Here is a 20,350-nt window from a genome sequence, read left to right as displayed (position 1 = left end):
CCAGTCGGATGTGACGCAGTGCACACCGGGAGCTGTTTGGAACGCCCCGGGCCGGACAGACGCGGACTGTCGGCGCGTTGTCCCTTTGAGCGGTGTGGCAACCGGCGAAATCGGTGGCCCCACGCGGTTCTCGTTCCCCCCGGGACCGCGTGCGGCCACCGCTCTGTCCCCGGCGGGCAGCCGCTACCCGGGGAGGCGGAAGCCGTTGAAGAGGCCGTCCATGCCGCGCAGGGCCAGGCGGTCGGGGACGGCGCGGACCGCGAGGTCGCGGGCGGCCGCCGCGAGCGGGTTGCGGAGGGCGCCCAGGCGGCCGACCCGCCGGGCGCGGACGCGTACGGCATCCGTGCGGTCGAGGCGGGCGGCGGTGTACGCGGCGAGGGCGGCCGGGACGGAGTCCGCGTTCTTCACGTTGTTCGCGCTGTCTGCGCTGTCTCCCGGTGGAAGCAGATGGGCGAGGACGACCGCGTCCTCGATGGCCTGGCAGCCTCCCTGGCCGAGGTTGGGGGCCATGGCGTGGGCTGCGTCGCCGAGCCAGGCGATCCGGCCGTGGTGCAGGCTGGGGAGCGGGGCGGCCAGGTCGTAGAGGTCGTTCTGGAGGACGTCGGCGGGGTCGAGGCGGCTGACTCGGTGCAGCAGGGCCGGGATCGGGTCGTGCCACGAGCCGAAGCGGCGCCGCAGTTCGTCCCGGGGGTCGGCCGACCGGGTGCCGGCCGGGACGACTGCGGTGGCGTAGAGGTACAACCGTCCGTCGGAGAGCGGCGTGACGCCGAACCGCCGGCCCCTCCCCCAGGTCTCGCTCATGGCCGATATCCCGAGGTCCGGCGCGTGTACGAGGGTCCGCCAAGCGGTCTCGCCGAGGTAGTGCAGGCCGGCGTGGGCGGGGAAGTACGCGCGGCGCAGGGCGCTGTTGATGCCGTCGGCGGCGACGACCAGGTCGGCGGAAAGGTCCGGGCCCCCTTCCGTACGGACGGTGGGGCAGCCCGCAGGGTCGTCGACGGCGGTCACGGCGGTGCCGAACCGGATGGCCCCCGGGGGCAGGGCGGCGGCCAGGGCGGCGGTGAACTCAGGGCGCGGGACGGCGATCGGGGCGGTGCCGTACCGGACCGCCATGTCCGCGGTGCCGGACCGGGTGAGCCACCGGCCGTCGGAGCGGCGCACGCCCATCGTCGCGGGTATGGCGCTGCCGGCAGCGCGGGCGGCGTCGACACCGATGGCATCGAGTGCGCGCAGGGCGTTGGGGGCGAGGCCGATACCGGCACCGGTGGTGGGGGCTTCGGGGGCGCGTTCGCAGACGGTGACGCGCCAGCCGCGGCGATGCAGTGCGAGGGCGGCGGTGAGGCCACCGATACCGGCCCCGGCCACCACGGCATGACGTTCGGGCATCAGCACCTCTTCGTTCGGGTCGGGTCGGACACCACCCTCTACGGCGCGCCTCACCCTACGCCGCCGCCCGCTCGGGCCCTCGGCCGGGTGACCGGGCGTCAGGAGGCCGCTGCCGCGGGCGTTCGGGCGGAGGCGGGTTCCCGGCCCGCGGTCCGGGCCGGGGGCCTGCCCTTCATCAGCGGTGCGGTGGCCAGGGCGCCGGCGGCGCCGAGGGAGGCGCTGCTCATCCGCCGGTCAGGGCGGGGATCGTCGCGAAAAAGAGGACCGGCAGGACGGCCGCGCCGGTGAGCTGGAGCAGGGTCTGCGCTGCCCCAGCCGGTCTCCGGAGCGCGGCCGACTCGCCGTGGCCGGGGCGGCGTCAGCCGAGGGCGCCGAGCAGCTCGTTGCACGCCTGCTGGCAGGAGCGGCACGCCTCCGCGCAGATGCGGCAGTGCTCGTGCATGTCCGCGTGGCGGCCGCACTCGTCCGCGCAGGCTCCGCAGGCGGCGGCGCAGGCGGTGAGGATCGCGCGGGTGATGTTGGCGTCGTAGCCGGTGTGGCGGGAGAGGACCGACGCGGTGGCGCCGCAGATGTCGGCGCAGTCCATGTCGGTACGGATGCACTTGGCAAGGTCGCCCACCATGCCCTCGCTCAGGCAGGCGTCCGCGCACGCGGTACAGGCCTGGGCGCAGGCGATGCACTCCTCGATGCAGCGGGTGAGCTTGCGCTGGTCGACGTCGCCGAGGTCGGCGGGGTAGGTGGCGAGCATGTTCTTCACGGTGCTGGACATCGCGGCAGCCTCCTTTGCGCCGCGGGCGGCGGGCCGGGCGGCCGCGCCTGGAAGAAACCCCCGGCTTGCTGCGGCTCACCACCAGCGTGGCGCCAAAACGCGCCCGGGGCACCCCAGGGAGACGAGGTGCCCCGAGCGGAGGCGCGGCGCGGTGTGCGCTGGCTGTCGACGGGTGGGCGGTGGGTACCGGCGGTCGGTGCCGGTGGTGGGCGCGGAGCACCAGCCCGGGCGGGGCGCGGCCCCGGTGTGTCAGTGGCCGGCGCGGAAGGAGCGCAGCCGCAGGCTGTTGCCGACCACGAAGACGGAGGAGAAGGCCATGGCCGCTCCGGCGATCATCGGGTTGAGCAGTCCGGCCGCGGCGAGCGGCAGGGCGGCCACGTTGTAGGCGAAGGCCCAGAACAGGTTCGTCCGGATGGTGCCGAGGGTCTTGCGGGCCAGGCGGATGGCGTCGGCCGCGGCCCGCAGGTCGCCGCGGACCAGCGTCAGGTCGCCGGCTTCGATGGCGGCGTCGGTGCCGGTGCCCATGGCCAGGCCCAGGTCGGCATGGGCGAGGGCGGCCGCGTCGTTGACGCCGTCTCCGACCATCGCCACGCTGCGGCCCTCGGCCTGCAGCCGCTTGACGACGTCGACCTTCTCCTCGGGCATGACCTCGGCGATGACCTCGTCGATGCCGACCTCTGCGGCGACGGCCCGGGCGACGGCCCGGTTGTCGCCGGTGAGCAGGATCGGGGTCAGCCCGAGGGCCCGCAGGCGGCGGATCGCCTCCGCGCTGGTGTCCTTGACGGCGTCGGCGACTTCCAGGACGGCGCGGGCCCGCCCGTCCCAGGCGACCGCGATCGCGGTCCGGCCGGCCGCTTCGGCGGCTGCCTTGGCCCGCGCCAGGGCGGTCGGCAGGTCGATGGCCCACGCGGCGAGGAGCTTCTCGCGGCCGACCAGCACGGCGTGTCCCTCGACGATGCCCTGGACGCCGAGGCCGGGGACGTTCGCGAAGTCCTCGGGGGCGGGCAGCGAACCGGCCTTGGCGGCGGCGCCGGTGGCGACGGCCTGGGCGATCGGGTGCTCGGAGGCGTGCTCCAGGGCGCCCGCGAGGCGCAGTACCTCGGTTTCGTCCTCGCCGTCGGCGGTGTGCACGGCGAGCAGGGTCATCTTGCCGGTGGTGACGGTGCCGGTCTTGTCCAGGACGATGGTGTCGACCTTGCGGGTGGACTCCAGTACCTCGGGGCCCTTGATCAGGATGCCGAGCTGGGCGCCGCGGCCGGTGCCGACCATGAGGGCGGTCGGGGTCGCCAGCCCCAGGGCGCAGGGGCAGGCGATGATCAGTACGGCGACGGCGGCCGTGAACGCGGCGGTCAGGCCGGCGCCGGAGCCGAGCCAGAAGCCGAGCGTGGCGAGCGCGAGGGCGATGACGACCGGCACGAACACGGCGGAGATCCGGTCGGCGAGGCGCTGGGCGGCGGCCTTGCCGTTCTGCGCGTCCTCCACCAGCTTGGCCATCCGGGCCAGTTGGGTGTCGGCGCCGACTCGGGTGGCCTCGACGACCAGGCGGCCGCCGGCGTTGAGGGTGGCGCCCGTGACGGTGTCCCCGACGGTGACCTCGACCGGGACCGATTCTCCGGTCAGCATCGAGGCGTCCACGGCGGAGGATCCCTCGACCACGATGCCGTCGGTGGCCACCTTCTCCCCCGGGCGGACCAGGAAGCGGTCACCGGCCCGGAGTCCGGCGGTCGGTATGCGTTCCTCGCGGCCTGCGCGCAGGACGGTGACCTCCTTAGCGCCGAGTTCCAGCAGTGCCTTCAGGGCGGCGCCGGCCTTGCGCTTGGAGCGGGCCTCGAAGTAGCGGCCGGCCAGGATGAAGGCGGTGACGCCCGCCGCGGCTTCGAGGTAGATGTTCCCGGCGCCGTCGGTACGGGCGATGGTGAGGGCGAAGCCGTGCGTCATGCCGGGGGTGCCCGCGGTGCCGAAGAACAGCGCCCACAGCGACCACAGGAACGCGGCCGACGTGCCGACGGAGACCAGGGTGTCCATGGTGGCCGCCCCGTGCCGGGCGTTGGTGAAAGCGGCCCGGTGGAACGGCCAGGCCGCATAGGTGACCACCGGCGCGGCCAGCGTGAGGGAGAGCCACTGCCAGTACTGGGTCTGCAGGGCCGGGACCATCGCCATGGCCACGACCGGTACGGAGAGCAGGACGGCGGTGATCAGCCGCTGCCGCAGCGGCCGCAGCGCGTCCGCCTCCTCGGGCGCGGCACCGGCAGGGCCGGATCCGGGAGCGGTGGAGAGGCCGGTGGAGACGGGGGCGGGCTCTGCGGCGGTGTAGCCGGTGGCCTCCACGGTGGCGATGAGGTCCGCGACGGAGACGGCGCCGCCCCGGTAAATAATCTTCGCCTTTTCGGTGGCGTAGTTGACGCTCGCCTCGACACCGTCCATCCGGTTCAGCTTCTTCTCGATGCGGGCCGCGCAGGAGGCGCAGGTCATCCCGCCGATGGCGAGTTCGACCTCGGCACTGCCGGGAATCGTGGTCGTCATCACTGCTCCTCGAACGGTGGAAACGATGGGAAACGCGCCGGACCCTCGGGCCGGCCGGCCGACGGGCCCGGCGCGGTTGCGCGGTGGGACTCAGGCCGCCCGGCCGGTCAGTTCGTAACCGGCCTCGTCGATCACCTTCGCCAAGAGGGCGTCGTCCGGTTCGCCGGCCGTGGCCACGGTGACCTGGCCGGCTGCGAGGTCGACCTCCACCGAGACGACACCGGCGAGGGCGCCGATCTCCCGGGTGAGGGTCGCCTTGCAGTGGCCGCACGTCATGCCGGCGACGTCGTAGACGGTGGCGGTCGCCTGCGGTGCGGTCAGGGTCCCGATGCCGGCAACGGGGGTCGCGGTGGTCGAGCAGGTGCCTTCGGTGGAGCAGCAGGACATGGCGGGGACCTTCCGTAGAGTCTCGATACCCTGGGGGGGTATCTCGGTTGACGCCTCAAGGTATACCCCCTACCCGTATTGTTGGCAACTCCCGACGCACCTCTTGCCAATACCCCCCAGGGGTATATGCTCGGCCGAGACGTGGGCTCACCGGCCCACCACACCAGAGGAGTTGCCATGAACACCGCCCTGAAGATCACCGCTTTCGCGGCCGCTCTCACCGCGTCCTTCGGCGCCGCCTACGGCATAGGGGCGGCAGCAGGGCCCGACGCGACGGCCGCCCGGGCCGCCACGCACTCCACGCACCCCGCAGGCGCCGCACGGCAACCCGGCGACCTCGAAGCAGGCGGGGAATCACCCGCCGGCGGACTCCAGGTCTCCGAAGCCGGGTACACGCTCGACCTCCGCACCCCGCGCCTGAACGCGGGACAGCCGGGCGAACTGCGCTTCGTCATCCGCGACCGGACGGGCGGGCCGGTCACCGACTACCGGCGCGAGCACGACAAGGAACTCCACCTGGTCCTCGCCTCGCGCGACCTGGCGACCTACCGCCACCTCCACCCCACCCGGGCGGCCGACGGCACCTGGAGCACACCGGTCGCCCTCCCCGCCGCCGGCGACTACCGCGTCTTCGCCGACTTCACCCCCGCCGGCTCGGACGCCCGGAACCTCACCCTCGGAGCGGACCTCGCCGCCTCCGGCCCCTACCAGGCCGCCGCCCCGTCCCAGCCCGTACGCACCACCACCGTCGACGGCTACACCGTGGCCCTCGGCGGCGACCTGCGGCCCGGTGCGCCGGGAGAGCTCACGCTGGAGGTGAGCAAGGACGGCCGCCCCGTCACCGACCTCCAGCCCTACCTCGGCGCGTACGGCCACCTCGTCGCCCTGCGCGCCGGCGACCTCGCCTACCTCCACGTCCACCCGAACGGCGCGCCCGGGGATGGCGCCACCCGGCCCGGCCCCGGCATCTCCTTCACCGCGACCGCCCCCAGCCCGGGCACGTACCGCCTGTTCCTCGACTTCCAGCACCAGGGCACCGTCCGCACCGCGGCGTTCACCCTCGACGCGGGCCCGACCACCGCCGCCGACCAGCCGCGAGAGCCGCGCCGGCCCGAACCGGCCCAGGCACCGGACAGCCACCGCCACTGACGGCCTGGGCCGTCGGGAGGTGATGCGGGGTTCACGAGCGTCGCGAGCATCGCACCGTCGCTTCGGCCGGCGCAGTGGGCTGCCGGTCTTTCAAAATGCCGGCTACAGGCGGCTCCCGCATGATGACTGCTGTGTACGACACGCACAGGGGACCGATCGCGCTGTCGGTCGTGGTTCCCATCTTCAACGAGGAGGAGGCCCTGCCCGCTCTGGCGGCGCGGCTCCGGCCGATCCTGGAGGGGTGCCGCGAACCGTACGAGGTCGTCGCCGTGGACGACGGCTCGACCGACGGCACACCCGGCCTGCTGGAGGACCTGCACACGGTCTGGCCCCAGCTGCGCGTCGTGACCCTCCGGCGCAACAGCGGCCACCAGGCCGCCCTCACGGCCGGGTTGCACCGCGCCCGCGGCGCCTACGTGATCAGCATCGACGCGGACCTCCAGGACCCGCCGGAGGTCATCCCCCACATGGTCGCCCTCGCCCGGGGAGACGGCCTGGACATCGTCTACGGCGTCCGTGACGACCGCTCCACCGACACCGGTTTCAAACGCCGGACGGCCGCCGTGTACTACTGGCTGATGCGCCGCCTGGCGGGCTCTTTCGTGCCCGCTCACGCCGGTGACTTCCGCCTGCTGTCCCGCCCCGTGGTGGACACGCTCAAGGCCCTTCCCGACCAGCAGCAGGTCTACCGGCTGCTGATCCCCTGGCTCGGATTTCCCAGCGGACAGATCACGTACCACCGCGCGGAGCGCGTGGCCGGCACCACGAAGTACCCCCTGCACAAAATGATCCTGCTGGCGTCCGACAGCGTCACCAGTTTCTCGGCACTGCCGCTGCGCCTGGCGACGGCGATCGGCGGCGCCAGTCTCGTCGTCTGCCTCGCTTTCCTCGTCTGGGTCCTCGCCGCGCACGCCACGGGAAGCACCCTGCCCGGCTGGACCTCTCTGATCATCACGGTCCTTTTCTTCGGAGCCGTCCAGCTCTTCTGCCTGGGAATGCTCGGTGAATACGTGGCCCGCATCTACACCGCGCTCCAGGCACGGCCGACCTATTACGTCGCCCGCGACACCGACGAAGAAAAGTGTTAGCAGGTACCCGTCGTCACACCAGTACCCCGGCGAAAAACATCGCCCCCAGAAGGGCATATTGCATCGCGCAGCACACCAGCAACGGCACCTGGACCCAGCGGGGCATGTGCCTGACCCAGATGAGCCCGACAAACATCTGCGCATGATTGCGATACCACGACTTTTCCGCGCCCGCGAAGAACGGCAGCAGGAAAATGCCCACCGTCAGGATCAGGGCGGCCCATTCCTCGACGTCGAGCCGATGGTTCCGGACGAGTCGAACCGCGGCGGTCGCGAGGACGAGCAGGACGAAGGCGGTGTTCAGCCAGAGCTGGGGCCTGTGTGCGGCGAGGCTGTGCTCCATCAGCCACGACAGGTGCCCTTGGGGCTTGTACCAGTCGCTGAACGGAAAAGCGTACGCCTTCCTCATCTCGTCGAACGGCTGCCGCAGGTCGCCCTGCCCGTAGCTGGATCTCTGGATGATCTCGTACGCGTCCCAGTGGCCCGTCGCCTGCCATGCCATCCACTTGGCCCACAATACGCCGCAGCCGGCGAGAGCCGCCGTCGCCACGGCTTTTGCAATCCTTACCGGCCATGTGTCCCTTTGCCACGCGAAGAGCGCGCTCAACAGCAGCATGCCGACCGCGACAGCGCCGACGAGATGGCTGGAGACCGCCACGAAACCACCGGCAGCAGCGATCGCCCAGGAACCGCGTTTCACCCCGGCGATACAGACGAGCAGCCCCAGCGTTCCGGCGGCGATCGGGAACATCGCATGGAAATAAATACCGCCCGGAAACACCGTACCGATGGCGAGGGTGAGGCCGGTGGCCCAGGTGAGCCGGGCGCCGAGCAACCACCACAACACCGCGAACATGCCGAACAACGACAATTCGGTGACGACGACGGCAGCTGGCTCATAGGAGAGTCCCGTGGCGGAAACCGCCCGGACCGCCATGGGGTACGCGGGGAACCAGGCGGCGTTCCCGCACATGACATCGGGAAAGTTCGCGTAGCGGTCCCGGCACCGGAACATCTCGTAGCCGGTCCTGGCGATGGAGAGGTAGTGCCCGGAATCCCAGCGATGGCGACCCGCCGTGGACCAGAAAGCCACCTTCGATCCATCACCGGCGACGGACTCCTTCGCGACCATCCAGGTGAGGAGGTTCGCAGCCAGCCAGGCGACCACCGGCGGAAGCACGTCGCGGCGCCGACCCCGGCGCGCCGGCCGAGCGGTCGGGTCCGCCACCGCGGCCTCAGGCATCGGGCACCGCGCCGCTCACCGGCCCGGGACCGGCAGCGCTCGCCGGCTTCGCCTCGCTGTCATTGCGGGATGCCACGGGCATGGGGAATCCGATCATCTCCAGCTCCGCGATCGTCTCGTCGGTGAGCCAGCGCCGCGCTTCACGCCCAGTCTGGCGAACGCCTCGCGGAGCTGCACGCGGAAGTACTCCGGCGGCCGACCGCTCCACTCCTGCTCGCGGTGTCCCCCTGCCGGAGTACTCGCCCCCGGCAAACCGCGCCTACGGAACCGGCCCGGGCACCCTGCGGGCGTCCCACCCGGAAAGTATGATCAAGGAATGTCTGACATTACCGAGACCACGCCCGGATGGCTGACCACGGACGAGCTGGAAACGGCCCGGGCCCGGATGCCCATCCTGTACGTGGAGGCCGTGCCCGTGCGCGTGGACGACAGCGGCGAAGTCTCCAGCATCGGGCTGCTGCTGCGCATCGGTCCGGACGGAACGGTCAGCCGAACCCTCGTATCGGGCCGCGTCCTGCACCACGAGCGGGTCCGCGACGCGCTGCTGCGCAACCTGGAGAAGGACCTCGGCCCGGTGGCACTGCCACGCGTCCCCGCCTCCCTCCAGCCGTTCACGGTCGCCGAGTACTTCCCCACGGCGGGCATCACCTCCTACCACGACCCGCGCCAGCACGCCGTGTCCCTCGCCTACATCGTCCCGGTGACCGGCGACTGCCGCCCGCGGCAGGACGCGCTGGACCTGGTCTGGTTCAGTCCGCAGGAAGCGGCCTCCCCCGCCGTACAGAGCGAGATGCCGGGCGGGCACGGGGTGCTGCTGAAGCAGGCCCTCGCGCACGTGGGACATACGTACTGAGCGAGTAACGGCACGGGCCCGAGATCGACCGTGACGCTTGTTCATCACAGTCGTTGAAGCCGTAGGTCAGCGAAGTGCACAAGACCCCGAGCAGGTCTCGGGGTCTTCGTGTGTGCGGGGTCCCGGCCTACGACGCCGCGCCGCCGAGGCCGGCCGCACCGGGGCCCCGGCAGTCACCTCGGGCCGGCCGGCGGATACCAGGCGGGCCACGGCGGAATCTGCGGTGCACGGCGCTTGCGGGCTTCGCGCATGAGGAACGTGGCTCCCGAGACGAGTGTCGCGGTGAACGACAGCACCACGATGGCCGGCCGCCAGAGGTTCGGGCCGATCACGGCCAACCACAACGCCGCAGAACCCCCAGCCAGCAGTACCAGCAAGGGAATTCTGGCCACGTGCGGCAACCTGCCGCTCACCAAGGCGAAGACGCACCCGAGCACCGCACCGGGCGTGACGACCACGAAGAGGCCGACGATGAGAAAGACGAACGCGGCAATGATCATGTTGCACTGACCTCCTGGTCGCATGGCGAACCCGCCACGAGGGCGCACGGATTCACATCCGCGTCGCGTCCGCAGGTTCTTCCCGGCGGCCATACTGCCAGAGTGTTTGAACGCGTTCAACGCCACCCCGGCCTGGCACGTCCCTCGCGCGGCGCCCCCTGACGGAGGGGAGCCATCCAGCCAATCGAATGGCATGCTCCTGACATTTCAAGGTCCTTGTGGCACGTTCCGTGCGTGCCCTGATCCGGGCACTCAGCCCTCCCCCGGTCATCGCCGCGGCCCTCCGCCCCCGCCGACCGGGCGCACGCCGGCGCGGCCCGCCCCAGGCCTCGCTTTACCCCACAAGGACGTGGCAAAGAGGAGCGACATGAAGAAGTTCTCGACATGGCCGGGTGTCACCGCCCTGGCGGCCGCGCTGGTCGTCGGCGGTTCGACGGCGGCGGTGGCCCTCGGTCCCACCGCGGACCAGCGGGTGGACGGCGTGATCGTGGTCGCGGGCAACACCTGCACCTGGAGCAACGCCCGCACCAGCGCCAGTCCGCCGAGCGCCCTGACCGTCGACCGCACCAGCATCAACGCGCCCGGCGGCAACCTGGCGTGCAGCGGCGGCATCACCGCCACCCTCAACAACGACCCGGCCTTCACCTTCGACGACGCCGGCGGCACCGCGAAGACGGACGCGATCGACATCTCGGGCAAGCAGAGCTTCATCTCCTGTCGCTTCAAGGCCGTGAACATCGTGTGGAACCGCGACGGATCCACCCGCAAGTACGTCAACCAGGCCTTCACGGCGACCAAGGTGTCGGGGAGCTTCCTGTGCCCCGGCTCCGTGACCACGGCCGCCGGCGAGGCCTCCATGCTGTTCCACTGACGCCGCTCGCGCCGCAGCCCCGCAACGGGCTGCGGCGCGTTCCGAGATCGGAGATCACGTTCCGACGAGCAGGCGGCGGCCCCGCCGGAGGCCTCACCCGGCGTCGAAACCGGCCCAGCGTCCGAGGGCGAACCCGCCCGCTTCCCGGCGGACTTCCACGGCACCCGCGCCGCCGAAGTGGGCGGGGACGAGCAGTTCGCGTTCGGCCGCGGCACGTTCGAGGATGCGGCGGCGGCTCGCGGCGGCCTGCGCGGCGTCCAGGCAGAAGCAACTGTTGCTGTCCGGGTCGAGGATCTGGACCGGGCTGTGCAGCAGGTCACCGACGAAGACGGCCCGGTCGGAGCCGGAGGCGAGGCGCAGCACGGACGAGCCGGGCGTATGGCCGGGCGCGGACTCCAGGGTGAGGTGCTCGTCGATGCGGTGGACACCCTGCCACAGCACGGCCTGGCCGGCCCGGTGGACGGGGGCCACGCTGTCCTCGTAGATGAGCCGGTCGTCCTCGCGAAGGCCGTTCCCGTAGCCGTTGTCCGGGCCGAAGTGGGTGTCGTCCTCGGCCGGGATGAGGTACTGGGCGTTCGGGAAGGCCGGCACCCACTGGTCCTCCTCCCCCTCGACACCGACGGTGTTCCAGCCGACGTGGTCGCCGTGGAGGTGGGTGTTGACGACCACGTCCACGTCCTCGGGCCGGACGCCGAGACGGGCCAGCCGGGCCGGGAAGTCCCCCTCGCGCCGGTGGAACAGCGGGGAACCGGGCCGCTCGCGGCCGTTGCCGACGCCGGTGTCGACCAGGATGGTCCGGCCGCCGCTGCGCAGGACCCAGGTCTGCAGCGCGACCACGGCGAGGCCGGTGTCCGTTTCCAGGTGGTGCGGCGCCAGCCAGTCCTCGTTGTCCGTCCACGTCCCGGCCGCCGCGTCGGGGACGAGGTCGCGGGCCGGGACGAAGGCCCCCTGCCACTCCGTCACCCGGCTGATCTCGACATCGCCCAGGACGATGGTGTTCACCGGTGCCTGTGCCTGTGCCTGCGCCTTCTTGCTCTGGTTCGTCATGAGTTGGACTCTAGGAAGGGGGAATGAGCACCTCAATGCCTGCTTCACTCAGGTGAATACGCAAGGCTCTCACTCCCGCGCCTTCGCGATACTCTGCAGCGATGGACGTGGTGAGCGACGCGATCTCCGCCGTACGTATCGGGCAGCCCTCCTCCAACCGGGTCCAGGCGGACGGGAGTTGGTGCGTGCGCCTCGCGCCGTACGACGGCGCGGGCTTCCACGTGGTGCTGGAGGGCAGCTGCTGGCTGCTGCCCGACGGCGGTGCGCCCCTCGTCCTGGGCCCCGGGGACGCGGTGCTGCTGCCGCACGGGGCGGGGCACGTGATCGCCGACTCCCCCGCCGGCCCCGCGGCCGTGGCGCGGGCGGTGTCGTTCGAGGGCTGGGCCGACGGGAAGTTGGCCGGGCGGCCCCCGGCCGGGTCCGGTGGGGTGCGGATGCTGTGCGGGAAGTACCGGCTCGACCGCAGCCGGGTGCATCCGCTCATGCTGGAGCTGCCGCAGGTGGTCCATCTGCCGAACCGGGTGGGCAGTCATCCCGAACTGCGCTCTGCGATAGAGCTGTTGGGGCGCGAGCTGGACGCGCGGGGACCGGGGTCCTGCATCGCGGTCCCGAGCCTGCTCGACCTGCTCCTCGTCTACATGATCCGGGCCTGGATGACGGAGGGCTCGGCCGGTGTCTGGCCGGCGGCCCTGGGCGATCCCGTGACGGCGACCGCCCTGCGCGCCCTGCACACGGATCCGGCCGCGCCTTGGACCAACGACCTGCTGGCCGCCGAGGCGGGCGTGTCCCGGCCGACGCTGGCGCGCCGGTTCGGCTCCCTCGTCGGCCGGTCCCCGATGGCGTACCTCACCTGGTGGCGCCTGACGTACGCCGCCACCCTGCTCCGCGACACCCCCGACTCCCTCGCCACCATCGCCCGCCGGGTCGGCTACGGGACCCCGTACGCCCTCTCGCACGCCTTCAGCCGGGAGTTCGGGACGACGCCGGGGCGCTACCGCGCCGGGCGGCGGTGACGCGGCAGGCGAGCCCCGTGTCAGTGCCGCCGTCTAGGCTGACCGGATGAACGCGATAGAGATCGTTGCCGAACGAGGCGAGTGGCGTGGCGGGTTCGAGGAGCGGGTGCTCGCCGGATACCGGGCGGCGGGGTGTTCCGAGCCGCTGGCGCGGGCTCTTCTGGAACGGGCGGTCACGGGGATCGACGGCTGGACGGTGGCCACGGACGGCACCGGGTGGATCGCGGTCGGGGTGGCGGAGGACAACGGGGCGACCGTGGGACGGATCCACGACCTGACCGTGCCGCACGGGCGCGAGTGGGCCGAACGGTGGTGCGCCGAGCACGGCGCGCAGCGGGTGGAGGTCCGGCTGACCGGTGGACCGGGTGTGTTCGCCGACTACCCCGTGCGGGGACAGAACCGGATGCGCGCCGCGGCCGAGCGGCCCGAGCTGCCGCCGGGCCTGACGGTCCGCAGGCTCACCGAGGAGGAGTACCCGGGCTGGTACGCCGCTGAGGAGGCGGCCTACATCGCGGACATCGTCCGGGCCGGAGCCCTGACCCCGGAGCAGGCCAAGGCGAAGTCCGATCAGGACTTCGCCCGGTACCTCCCGCAGGGTTACCGCACCCCGGGTCACGCCTTCTACGCCATGGAGGCCGAGGGGCAGGTCGTCGGCACCGGCTGGGTGAACCACGGGTTCCTGCCGGGCGTGACCTTCGGCTTCTCGCTGGATGTGCACGAGGAGCACCGCGGCAAGGGGTACGGCCGGGCCGCGATGGCCGTGGGCGAGTGGGCCACCCGGCAGGGCGGCGACGAGGCGATGATGTTCAACGTCTTCGGCGGCAACGAGGTCGCGATGAGGCTGTACGACAGCACCGGCTTCGCCGTGCTGGACGAGTACCGCTCGATCGACCTCGTCTGAGCTGCCGCGTGGCACCGCCCGGGGCGCGGCACCGTCCGGGGCGGGCGCCGAGCCCGCTGCTCAGCCCGCGTGCCCGGATGCACGGTCGCCGGTTCGGCCCGGCCGGTCCTCGGTCCACGGGCGGAGCTTCTCCGGGTTGCGGATCGCCCAGATGTGCGTGATGCGGCCACCGGTGAGGCCGAACGCCGCCACGGTCGCGGTGGTGCCGGAGTGCCGGGCGACCAGGCCCGGCCGGCCGTTGACCGTCCGCTCCAGGAGGGTCAGGCCGGGGGCCTTGCCGGCGATGTGGATCAGGTACTGGGCGATGCGCTCGCCGCCCTCGACGGGGCGGAGGGCGGCGCCGACCAGTCCGCCGCCGTCGACGGTCATCGTGGCGTCGGGATCGAGGAGGTCGACGAGGGCCCTGATGTCCCTGACCTCCCACGCCTCCTTGAAGCGCCGCACCAAAGCGGCCTGCCCGCCCGTCGCGGCCGCCGGCTGCCGTGCGGCGCGGGTGCGCCGACGGGCCGAGGAGGCCAGCTGCCGGCAGGCCGCCGGTGTCCGGCCGATGATCCCGGCGACCTCGGTGAAGGGGTACCGGAACACGTCGTGCAGGATGAACGCCACGCGTTCCGCCGGCGTCATCGACTCCAGTACGACGAGGAAGGCCATGTGCACCGACTCGTCGAGGGTGACCCGGTCCGCGGGGTCGGCCGGTTCGGCGCTGCCGCCGCCGGCGGGCCCGCCGATCCATTCCGTACGGTCGGGCAGTGGCTCGGGAATCCATTCGCCGACGTAGCGCTCGCGCCGGGCGCGCGCGGAGCCGAGCAGGTCCAGGCAGATGCGGCTCGCCACCGTCGTCAGCCAGGCGCCGGGCGACTCGACGGCCTCCTGCTGCTGTCGCGACATCGCGTACCAGCGGGTATAGGTCTCCTGCACGGCGTCCTCGGCCTCGGCCAGCGAACCGAGCAACCGATAGGCGAGGCCGGTCAGTTGGCGCCGCTCACCGAGGATCACGCTCAGGGCCGGCTCGCACCGGTCGTGGCCCGGCTCGGCTTGGGTGCTCATGGTGGCGGCCGCTCCCGCTTCTTCTCGTTCGTTCCCGGCTCCCGCCGCTTCGGCGGGAAGAGCGCGCTTCGCCTCACATTTCGCGGGCCTGCGTCGTCGGACTGTCGAGACAGTACCGATCCACCGCCGCGAGGCAGAAACGGGGACCGCATCATGGTCATACGGGCAAAGGCAGAACGGCGCAGCCGCACGTTCCTTCAGGTCGCGATCGCGCTGCAGACCCTGGGCATCTTCTTCCAGGCGGTCACCGCCGGGCTGCTGCTGGCCTCGCCCCACGGCGAGGTGCTGCACGGTGTCGGCGCCCGCGTGATGTACGGCGCGTCGATGCTGTACGTCCTGGCCGCGATCCTGGCGTGGCGGCCGGGCGGCGGGTCCCCGCGTCCCGTCCTGTACGCCTCCGGCTTCCTCGTGCTCGCTTCGGTGCAGGTGGTGCTCGGTATCGCGCACGTGGTGTCGCTCCATGTACCCCTGGGTGTGCTGATGTTCGGACTGAGCGTGTCGGCTCTGGGCCACGCGCTGTCCGGCCGCTCGTCGCTGCGCGGCGCGGGTACCCGCGCGTAGCCCCGGCCCGGGGCGGGACCGGCCTCCGCACCGGGGGTCAGGGGGTGGCCGAGACGCGGAGCAGGTTGTGGTCCGAGACCGCCGTGTCGAGGGGGAGGGCGTCGGCGGCGGCCGCGCGGAAGTGAGGGGCGCCGAGGAAGACGTAGTCGAGCTTCTTCGCGCCGAAGGTCGTCTCGCCCGACCGGCAGGCGGACGTGGTGGCGGGCGGGCAGACGACGGGGTCGAAGAACTCCGGGTCGCTCTCGTCGGCCTCGGTGAAGAGACCGTCGGCGCCGTCCCCCCGCTCCGGCCGGTAGAAGCGCGACAGGGTGGCGGTGCGCGGGGAGTGGTTGAAGTCCCCGCCGAGGACGACCGCGAAGCCGTCGCCGAGCCACCGGCGGGCCTGCGCGGCAAGTCGGTCCGCCTCGGGCACCGCCAGGGTGCCGTCGTCCCAGTACAGGTGCACCGAGCAGGACCAGGTGGGCCTGTCCGCCAGGTTGGCCAGGGCGCACGGCACCGTGATCGGCTCGCGCTCGCCGCCGACCGTCAGGTCGAGCGCGGCCGTCGCCGAGACCGGGCCGCGCACGAAGACGGCGTTCCCGTAGGCGTGGCCCTCGCAGATGGCCGGGTTCCCGGCCGGGAGGGTGGCGGAGTGGAACCCCGCGAAGCCGAGCGGGGCCAGCCGGTCGAGGAGCGCGCGGTGCTGGTGCTCGCACACCTCCTGGAGGAAGAGCTGGTCGGCACCCCAGCCGCCCGGATCGGCCTCGGCGGCGACGGCCGCGATCCGGCGGGCCGGGTCGTAGGGGGCACGGGAGCACATGTTGCCGCAGATGTTGTAGCTGGTCAGCCGCACCGTCCCGGCGGCCGCGACGGCGGCGGCCGGAGCCGCCGCAGCGGGCGGTCCGGGCGGGGCGAGGGCGCAGAAGGCGGCGGCGACGACAACGGCGAGGAGGGCCAGGGTGACAGGGGCTCGGCGCACACCCGTGATGCTTCCCGCGGGTGCACCGCCCACGCCAACTCCGGTCGCTTGCAGGGAAGAAGACCCTGCCGGACATGTTCGCAGTAGCTAGTGCTGCTCCGCGGAAGTTCGTGGAGGGGTGTTGATCACGCTGTCTTGAGCGGGGTGCCGTCGTAGGTCCAGCGGTAGGGCTTGGCGGTCTGGTTGTGCCCGATGACGTGACTGTCCATCTTGTCGATCAGGTCGTCGCGACTGGCGAAGTTCCCGTGTCGGAGGACGCGACGGGCCAGGGCGGAGAAGAACAGCTCGACCTGGTTGAGCCAGGAGGCGTGTGGCGGTGTCCAGTGCACGTGCCAGCGCGGGTGGGCGGCGAACCATGCCTTCGTGTGCTTGGCGGTGTGGGATGGAGCCGTTGTCCAGCACTGCATGGATTTGCTTGCTCGGGTCGATCACCGCGTCGAGACGGTCGAGGAAAGCGGTGAAGGTGGCCGCATCGTTGCGGACGATGGGCTCGGTGAGTACCTCGCCGGTGGTCACGTCGAGGGCGGCCACGATCGAGGCAGTGCCGTGCCGGTGGCACTCGAACTCCTGGCGGACAGGGGTGCCGGGACAGGCTGCGCTGGTGGGGTGCTTGCGCGAGCGGGCGGCGATCGCGGTCTTCTCATCGACCGACAGCACCACCGCTCCGGCGGGCGGGGTGCGATACAGCTGGCAGCCGCGGCCCGGTCCCAGAAGTCGGGGGTGTCGCGGCGGGTGAGCCAGCCGCGCACCCGGTGCGGTTTGAGGTCCAGGTCCGCAAGGATCCGCCCGACCTGGGATGCGGAGATCGCCGCGAACACGGTGCCCGCCACCCGCGCGGCGATCGTGCGGTGGGACCACGTCGATTCCGGGTGCGGTGGCGCGCTGGTGGCGGCGGCCACCACCGCCACGCGAACCTCGCACCCGTATGTCCTGGGCCGCCCCGACCGCTTCGCGTCCTCGAGCCCGTCCGGGCCGCCGACGGCGAAGCGGCCTCGCCACTTGCGCGCCGTGTTCACCGAGATCTCCAGCTCCCGCGCGATGGCACCGTTGGCCAGCCCGTCCGCCGCTGCGAGCACGATCCGTGCTCGCAGGACCTGCCGGATGTGCGCGGTCGCCGATGCCGCCAGCTTCTCCAACCGCGCCCGCACCGGCTCGGTGAGCTCCACCGCGACCGCCCTCACCCCCGTCATCGGCCCCACCCCCTCCACCACCGACCGAGACGGTGATCATGGCGCAGGGTGGCAGAAGCCTGCAGGATGGGACCGTGCCGAAGAACCCGCCGCCATCGATGCAGGTCTCACTGCGTCAGCGTCTGAACGATCACGCCCGCGCCCACTGGCCGCAGTTGACCGGCGTAACGGTCCGCTACCGGGCAGGATTCGCCCACGTCGCAGGGGAACTGCCCGACGAGGACCCACTGCCGCTGTGCCGCCTGCGTTTCACAGGCGTCCTGCACACCTGGGGCTTCGCGCTCTACCTCGCCAGCCGTGACGGCTACGAGGACAACATCCTGCCCAGCGGCTCACCGGCGGGATCTCCCGAGGAAGCACTGGACTGTGCCTGCGCTCTGTACCTCGGCAACCCCACTGGGCGGATCCTGCCCGCCCCATCGACCCCGGCGCTCCAGTCATGAAGCTCCCCGCGCTGCCCGCAGGGGTCACGTGGCACGACACGGACACGGCTGTCTTCCCCTACGCGGCCCGGGTCGAAGGACGTTGGTGGGTCCTGCGGCTCAACGACTTTCCCGAGCATCCGCTCTATACCCTGTTCATCGACGCACAGGTCATCGGTGACATGGACGACGACCCGGACGCCTGGCGGTCGCTGTCCCGGGCAACTCTCCCCGTCCTCACCACACCGGACCGTACGGAGATCCTCCGCCTCATGGCCGGCCTCGGCCCTTACGGAGCCGAGGCCGGCACCCCGTGCACGGGCGACTGGTGCACCTGCAGCATCCTCACCGACGAATACGCCGCAAGGCCCAACACCCCTCCACGAACTTCCGCGGAGCAGCATTAGGGGTGTCTGTCCATGGGCCGTGTGCTTGGTCGCCGGCCGTGAGCTCCGTCGCGTCGGGCCTGGTTCAGGAAGTCGATCACTCGCGCCTCCGAACGGAGAATCCGCTCTCGCTGTTCAGGAGGAAGAGAGGCGAGGAGGTCGACCAGGACTCGCTCCCGAGGGACATGGACCATGTTGCCGGAGTAGATCCTGCAACCCGCACACCAGGCGAGTCCGATGCAGCGCTCGAACATCGAGGACGCGGGCGGATGGAAGCGATGGCGGTACGAACGGACGGGCGTTCCGCAGGCGGCGCAGACTCGTCGACCGCCGTCGGGAATCGTGGGCCAGTTCCCGACCTTTTGCCAGGGCTGTCGCCCGGCCGGTGCTCTTCACGTCGTCATGCGAGCATTCTCCCTCACAGAGATCCGCCAGACACAGCCGTCCGGGCATCAGTCCACCGCAGAGGTCCCCCCTTGTGGCCCGCGTTCACGGAATCCGCCCACACCTACCGGCTGCACGAGCTAGGTACCGCCCCGCCCCCGGCCGGCCCGGGCCGGCGGGTCGGTGCGGGTCGACAACGACGCGTGCCAGCCCGGGGGTTCGGTGCGCGGTCCGGGGGTGGCGCGGCGGCCTCCCGTGGCGAAGAAGGCCGACAGGGGGAGCGTGGCCGCGCCGACCGTGACCGCGTCAGCGCCCAGCGAGCCGAGGCCCACCGTGACCCGGCCGGCGGGATGGCGCAGGGCGTACCGGGTCGCGTGCTCACGGACCGAGGGCAGGAGGTGCGGGCCCAGCAGCAGACCGGCCCAGCCGCCGATCAGGATGCGCTCCGGCCGGAACAGGTTGATCAGGTCCGACAGGCCCGCGCCCAGGTACTCCGCCGTCTCCTCCAGGAGCTCCAGGGCCACCGGATCCGCCGCCTGCGCCGCCGCGAGGAGTTCCGAGAGCGCTTCCTCCTCGTCCGGGGCCGCGGGGCCCGCAGGGCCGCCGCCCCGCTCCGTCCACCGGGCGAGCAGCGACTCCGCGCCGGTGTAGGCCTCCAGGCAGCCCAGGGCCCCGCAGCGGCAGCGGCGGCCGCGTACCGAGACGGTCAGGTGGCCCCACTCCAGGGGGGTGCCCTCGGTGGTCCCGCCGTCCGGCGAGCCGCCGGTGATCAGGCTCGCGCCGACGCCGGAGCCGAAGAGGACGACGACCGCGTCCCGGGCCCCGCGCCCGGCGCCGAACCACATCTCCGCCTGGCCGAGCGTCCGCGCGCCGTTGTCGATGAGGTACGGGACCTCCGCGGGCAGCGCCCCGGTGGACCGCAGCAGCCGCTCCAGCGGGACCGCGTCCCAGCCGATGGTCTGCCCGTGCACCACGGCCCCGCCCGGCGCGTCGCGGTCGACGATGCCGGGCACGCCGACTCCGACACCGAGCAGCCGGTCCGTGCCGACCCCTGCCTCGGCGAGCACGGTGGCGATGCCCTCCCGGATGTGGTCGACGATGGGACCGACGTCGTAGCAGCCGCGCGGCAGCAACGGCTGCTCGGTGCGGGCCAGTTCGGTCAGGGTCAGGTCGAACAGCTCGACCCGGACCCGGGTTTCGCCGACATCGACGCCGATCAGGTGGGCGCTGCCGGGGGTGACGCGCAGCAGCGTGCGGGGACGGCCTCCGTCGGAGTCCACGACCCCGGCCTCCTCGAGCAGTCCGTCCGCGACGAGTTCGCCGACGACGTTGCTGACGGACCCGGAGCTCAGACCGGTCGCCGGCCCGAGTTCCTGACGGCTCATCGGGCCCCCGAAGTACAGCCGTTGGAGGACGGCACTGCGGTTGCCGCGCCGCAGGTCCCGTACCGTGCGTCCGCTACGCCCTGTGGTCATCTGGCCCCTTCCGCCGTCACGTTCAGCGTGACACCGCTCGCAACATACCCTTGCGCGACCTCTTGACGCGACCCTTCCGCACGGCTTAACTCACGTCCTAAATTAAGGCCTGGAAGCAGGCGGTTCCCGCGGCCCCGCTCCACCGGTCATCCGGCCCGATCCGCCCACCGGCCTTCCCCCGCCCCCTCGAAAGGGAACCG

General features: G+C 72.1%; 22 protein-coding genes. 9 read left to right on the top strand and 13 right to left on the bottom strand.

Annotated features, from left to right (window positions below; translation table 11 throughout):
• Positions 1-183: 183 nt before the first annotated feature.
• From ACIP5M_RS07460 to ACIP5M_RS07440, 5 genes are all read right to left on the bottom strand, one after another.
• Positions 184-1,383: an FAD-dependent oxidoreductase gene (locus ACIP5M_RS07460; protein WP_401193143.1), complete on the bottom strand. Its 1,200-nt coding sequence runs from the start codon at positions 1,381-1,383 to the stop codon at positions 184-186.
• Positions 1,384-1,481: 98 nt separating this feature from the next.
• Positions 1,482-1,610, bottom strand: coding sequence for a hypothetical protein (locus tag ACIP5M_RS07455; protein WP_401193141.1), 129 nt, complete (start codon positions 1,608-1,610; stop codon positions 1,482-1,484).
• Between the two features lie 131 nt (positions 1,611-1,741).
• Complete coding sequence (locus ACIP5M_RS07450; RefSeq protein WP_401193138.1) at positions 1,742-2,152, bottom strand: four-helix bundle copper-binding protein; 411 nt, start codon at positions 2,150-2,152, stop codon at positions 1,742-1,744.
• Between the two features lie 249 nt (positions 2,153-2,401).
• Positions 2,402-4,675, bottom strand: a complete 2,274-nt coding sequence (locus ACIP5M_RS07445; protein ID WP_401193135.1) for a heavy metal translocating P-type ATPase — start codon at positions 4,673-4,675, stop codon at positions 2,402-2,404.
• A 90-nt stretch (positions 4,676-4,765) separates the two neighbouring features.
• On the bottom strand, positions 4,766-5,062 hold the full coding sequence (locus ACIP5M_RS07440; RefSeq protein ID WP_401193133.1) for a heavy-metal-associated domain-containing protein: 297 nt from the start codon (positions 5,060-5,062) through the stop codon (positions 4,766-4,768).
• 177 nt (positions 5,063-5,239) lie between these two features.
• Between ACIP5M_RS07440 and ACIP5M_RS07435 the strand changes: the two genes are divergently transcribed.
• Together ACIP5M_RS07435 and ACIP5M_RS07430 are read left to right on the top strand one after the other, a co-directional pair.
• Positions 5,240-6,211: a hypothetical protein gene (locus tag ACIP5M_RS07435; protein ID WP_401193131.1), complete on the top strand. Its 972-nt coding sequence runs from the start codon at positions 5,240-5,242 to the stop codon at positions 6,209-6,211.
• 122 nt (positions 6,212-6,333) lie between these two features.
• Positions 6,334-7,299 carry a glycosyltransferase family 2 protein gene (locus ACIP5M_RS07430; protein ID WP_401193571.1) on the top strand — a complete coding sequence of 322 codons (966 nt, stop codon included), beginning with the start codon at positions 6,334-6,336 and terminating at the stop codon, positions 7,297-7,299.
• A 13-nt stretch (positions 7,300-7,312) separates the two neighbouring features.
• Here the strand turns inward: ACIP5M_RS07430 and ACIP5M_RS07425 are convergent, their stop codons facing one another.
• Positions 7,313-8,542 (bottom strand): hypothetical protein, encoded by a 1,230-nt coding sequence (locus ACIP5M_RS07425; protein ID WP_401193128.1) that lies wholly within the window; start codon positions 8,540-8,542, stop codon positions 7,313-7,315.
• Positions 8,543-8,867: 325 nt separating this feature from the next.
• Between ACIP5M_RS07425 and ACIP5M_RS07420 the strand changes: the two genes are divergently transcribed.
• Positions 8,868-9,395, top strand: coding sequence for an NUDIX hydrolase family protein (locus ACIP5M_RS07420; RefSeq protein ID WP_401193568.1), 528 nt, complete (start codon positions 8,868-8,870; stop codon positions 9,393-9,395).
• A 173-nt stretch (positions 9,396-9,568) separates the two neighbouring features.
• Here the strand turns inward: ACIP5M_RS07420 and ACIP5M_RS07415 are convergent, their stop codons facing one another.
• Positions 9,569-9,895: a hypothetical protein gene (locus ACIP5M_RS07415; RefSeq protein WP_401193125.1), complete on the bottom strand. Its 327-nt coding sequence runs from the start codon at positions 9,893-9,895 to the stop codon at positions 9,569-9,571.
• Positions 9,896-10,262: 367 nt separating this feature from the next.
• Here ACIP5M_RS07415 and ACIP5M_RS07410 point away from each other — a divergent pair, with 367 nt between their 5' ends.
• Entirely contained in the window at positions 10,263-10,766 is a 504-nt protein-coding gene (locus tag ACIP5M_RS07410; RefSeq protein WP_401193123.1) for a hypothetical protein, read from the top strand.
• A 93-nt stretch (positions 10,767-10,859) separates the two neighbouring features.
• Here the strand turns inward: ACIP5M_RS07410 and ACIP5M_RS07405 are convergent, their stop codons facing one another.
• Positions 10,860-11,813, bottom strand: coding sequence for an MBL fold metallo-hydrolase (locus tag ACIP5M_RS07405; RefSeq protein ID WP_401193121.1), 954 nt, complete (start codon positions 11,811-11,813; stop codon positions 10,860-10,862).
• 101 nt (positions 11,814-11,914) lie between these two features.
• Between ACIP5M_RS07405 and ACIP5M_RS07400 the strand changes: the two genes are divergently transcribed.
• The gene (locus ACIP5M_RS07400; RefSeq protein ID WP_401193119.1) at positions 11,915-12,826 is read left to right on the top strand and encodes an AraC family transcriptional regulator; all 912 of its coding nucleotides are present in this window, start codon (positions 11,915-11,917) and stop codon (positions 12,824-12,826) included.
• 46 nt (positions 12,827-12,872) lie between these two features.
• Positions 12,873-13,727 carry a GNAT family N-acetyltransferase gene (locus ACIP5M_RS07395; RefSeq protein WP_401193117.1) on the top strand — a complete coding sequence of 285 codons (855 nt, stop codon included), beginning with the start codon at positions 12,873-12,875 and terminating at the stop codon, positions 13,725-13,727.
• A 60-nt stretch (positions 13,728-13,787) separates the two neighbouring features.
• On the opposite strand, the gene sigJ is transcribed toward ACIP5M_RS07395, so the two are convergent.
• A complete protein-coding gene (gene sigJ / locus ACIP5M_RS07390) occupies positions 13,788-14,774 on the bottom strand; it encodes an RNA polymerase sigma factor SigJ (RefSeq protein WP_401193114.1) in 987 nt (328 codons plus the stop codon).
• A 153-nt stretch (positions 14,775-14,927) separates the two neighbouring features.
• Here sigJ and ACIP5M_RS07385 point away from each other — a divergent pair, with 153 nt between their 5' ends.
• Positions 14,928-15,335 (top strand): hypothetical protein, encoded by a 408-nt coding sequence (locus ACIP5M_RS07385; protein WP_401193112.1) that lies wholly within the window; start codon positions 14,928-14,930, stop codon positions 15,333-15,335.
• 37 nt (positions 15,336-15,372) lie between these two features.
• Here ACIP5M_RS07385 and ACIP5M_RS07380 read toward each other — a convergent pair whose 3' ends face one another.
• The 3 genes from ACIP5M_RS07380 to ACIP5M_RS07370 form a co-directional block, all read right to left on the bottom strand.
• A complete protein-coding gene (locus ACIP5M_RS07380; protein WP_401193109.1) occupies positions 15,373-16,293 on the bottom strand; it encodes an endonuclease/exonuclease/phosphatase family protein in 921 nt (306 codons plus the stop codon).
• Between the two features lie 125 nt (positions 16,294-16,418).
• Positions 16,419-16,700, bottom strand: a complete 282-nt coding sequence (locus ACIP5M_RS07375; protein WP_401193107.1) for a transposase — start codon at positions 16,698-16,700, stop codon at positions 16,419-16,421.
• 105 nt (positions 16,701-16,805) lie between these two features.
• Positions 16,806-17,483 (bottom strand): helix-turn-helix domain-containing protein, encoded by a 678-nt coding sequence (locus ACIP5M_RS07370; RefSeq protein WP_401193104.1) that lies wholly within the window; start codon positions 17,481-17,483, stop codon positions 16,806-16,808.
• A gap of 74 nt (positions 17,484-17,557) precedes the next feature.
• On the opposite strand from ACIP5M_RS07370, the gene ACIP5M_RS07365 reads away from it, so the two are divergent.
• Positions 17,558-17,926 (top strand): hypothetical protein, encoded by a 369-nt coding sequence (locus tag ACIP5M_RS07365; protein ID WP_401193102.1) that lies wholly within the window; start codon positions 17,558-17,560, stop codon positions 17,924-17,926.
• Positions 17,923-18,312: a hypothetical protein gene (locus ACIP5M_RS07360; RefSeq protein ID WP_401193099.1), complete on the top strand. Its 390-nt coding sequence runs from the start codon at positions 17,923-17,925 to the stop codon at positions 18,310-18,312. Before ACIP5M_RS07365 ends, ACIP5M_RS07360 begins: the two co-directional genes overlap by 4 nt.
• Positions 18,313-18,815: 503 nt before the next feature.
• Here ACIP5M_RS07360 and ACIP5M_RS07355 read toward each other — a convergent pair.
• Positions 18,816-20,150 (bottom strand): ROK family protein, encoded by a 1,335-nt coding sequence (locus ACIP5M_RS07355; protein ID WP_401193097.1) that lies wholly within the window; start codon positions 20,148-20,150, stop codon positions 18,816-18,818.
• Between the last annotated feature and the right edge of the window lie 200 nt (positions 20,151-20,350).

This window comes from Streptomyces sp. NPDC088762 (genome assembly GCF_044750905.1).
Taxonomy (GTDB): domain Bacteria; phylum Actinomycetota; class Actinomycetes; order Streptomycetales; family Streptomycetaceae; genus Streptomyces.
This window is presented reverse-complemented; position numbering and strand designations above follow the sequence as displayed.

What these genes read in the sequence shown, in the direction of transcription:
- ACIP5M_RS07460 (WP_401193143.1), bottom strand. Translation starts at nt 1,383, where the DNA reads ATGCCCGAACGTCATGCCGTGGTGGCCGGGGCCGGTATCGGTGGCCTC.
- ACIP5M_RS07455 (WP_401193141.1), bottom strand. Translation starts at nt 1,610, where the DNA reads ATGAGCAGCGCCTCCCTCGGCGCCGCCGGCGCCCTGGCCACCGCACCG.
- ACIP5M_RS07450 (WP_401193138.1), bottom strand. Translation starts at nt 2,152, where the DNA reads ATGTCCAGCACCGTGAAGAACATGCTCGCCACCTACCCCGCCGACCTC.
- ACIP5M_RS07445 (WP_401193135.1), bottom strand. Translation starts at nt 4,675, where the DNA reads ATGACGACCACGATTCCCGGCAGTGCCGAGGTCGAACTCGCCATCGGC.
- ACIP5M_RS07440 (WP_401193133.1), bottom strand. Translation starts at nt 5,062, where the DNA reads ATGTCCTGCTGCTCCACCGAAGGCACCTGCTCGACCACCGCGACCCCC.
- ACIP5M_RS07435 (WP_401193131.1), top strand. Translation starts at nt 5,240, where the DNA reads ATGAACACCGCCCTGAAGATCACCGCTTTCGCGGCCGCTCTCACCGCG.
- ACIP5M_RS07430 (WP_401193571.1), top strand. Translation starts at nt 6,334, where the DNA reads ATGACTGCTGTGTACGACACGCACAGGGGACCGATCGCGCTGTCGGTC.
- ACIP5M_RS07425 (WP_401193128.1), bottom strand. Translation starts at nt 8,542, where the DNA reads ATGCCTGAGGCCGCGGTGGCGGACCCGACCGCTCGGCCGGCGCGCCGG.
- ACIP5M_RS07415 (WP_401193125.1), bottom strand. Translation starts at nt 9,895, where the DNA reads ATGATCATTGCCGCGTTCGTCTTTCTCATCGTCGGCCTCTTCGTGGTC.
- ACIP5M_RS07410 (WP_401193123.1), top strand. Translation starts at nt 10,263, where the DNA reads ATGAAGAAGTTCTCGACATGGCCGGGTGTCACCGCCCTGGCGGCCGCG.
- ACIP5M_RS07405 (WP_401193121.1), bottom strand. Translation starts at nt 11,813, where the DNA reads ATGACGAACCAGAGCAAGAAGGCGCAGGCACAGGCACAGGCACCGGTG.
- ACIP5M_RS07400 (WP_401193119.1), top strand. Translation starts at nt 11,915, where the DNA reads ATGGACGTGGTGAGCGACGCGATCTCCGCCGTACGTATCGGGCAGCCC.
- ACIP5M_RS07395 (WP_401193117.1), top strand. Translation starts at nt 12,873, where the DNA reads ATGAACGCGATAGAGATCGTTGCCGAACGAGGCGAGTGGCGTGGCGGG.
- sigJ (WP_401193114.1), bottom strand. Translation starts at nt 14,774, where the DNA reads ATGAGCACCCAAGCCGAGCCGGGCCACGACCGGTGCGAGCCGGCCCTG.
- ACIP5M_RS07385 (WP_401193112.1), top strand. Translation starts at nt 14,928, where the DNA reads ATGGTCATACGGGCAAAGGCAGAACGGCGCAGCCGCACGTTCCTTCAG.
- ACIP5M_RS07375 (WP_401193107.1), bottom strand. Translation starts at nt 16,700, where the DNA reads ATGCAGTGCTGGACAACGGCTCCATCCCACACCGCCAAGCACACGAAG.
- ACIP5M_RS07370 (WP_401193104.1), bottom strand. Translation starts at nt 17,483, where the DNA reads ATGACGGGGGTGAGGGCGGTCGCGGTGGAGCTCACCGAGCCGGTGCGG.
- ACIP5M_RS07360 (WP_401193099.1), top strand. Translation starts at nt 17,923, where the DNA reads ATGAAGCTCCCCGCGCTGCCCGCAGGGGTCACGTGGCACGACACGGAC.
- ACIP5M_RS07355 (WP_401193097.1), bottom strand. Translation starts at nt 20,150, where the DNA reads ATGACCACAGGGCGTAGCGGACGCACGGTACGGGACCTGCGGCGCGGC.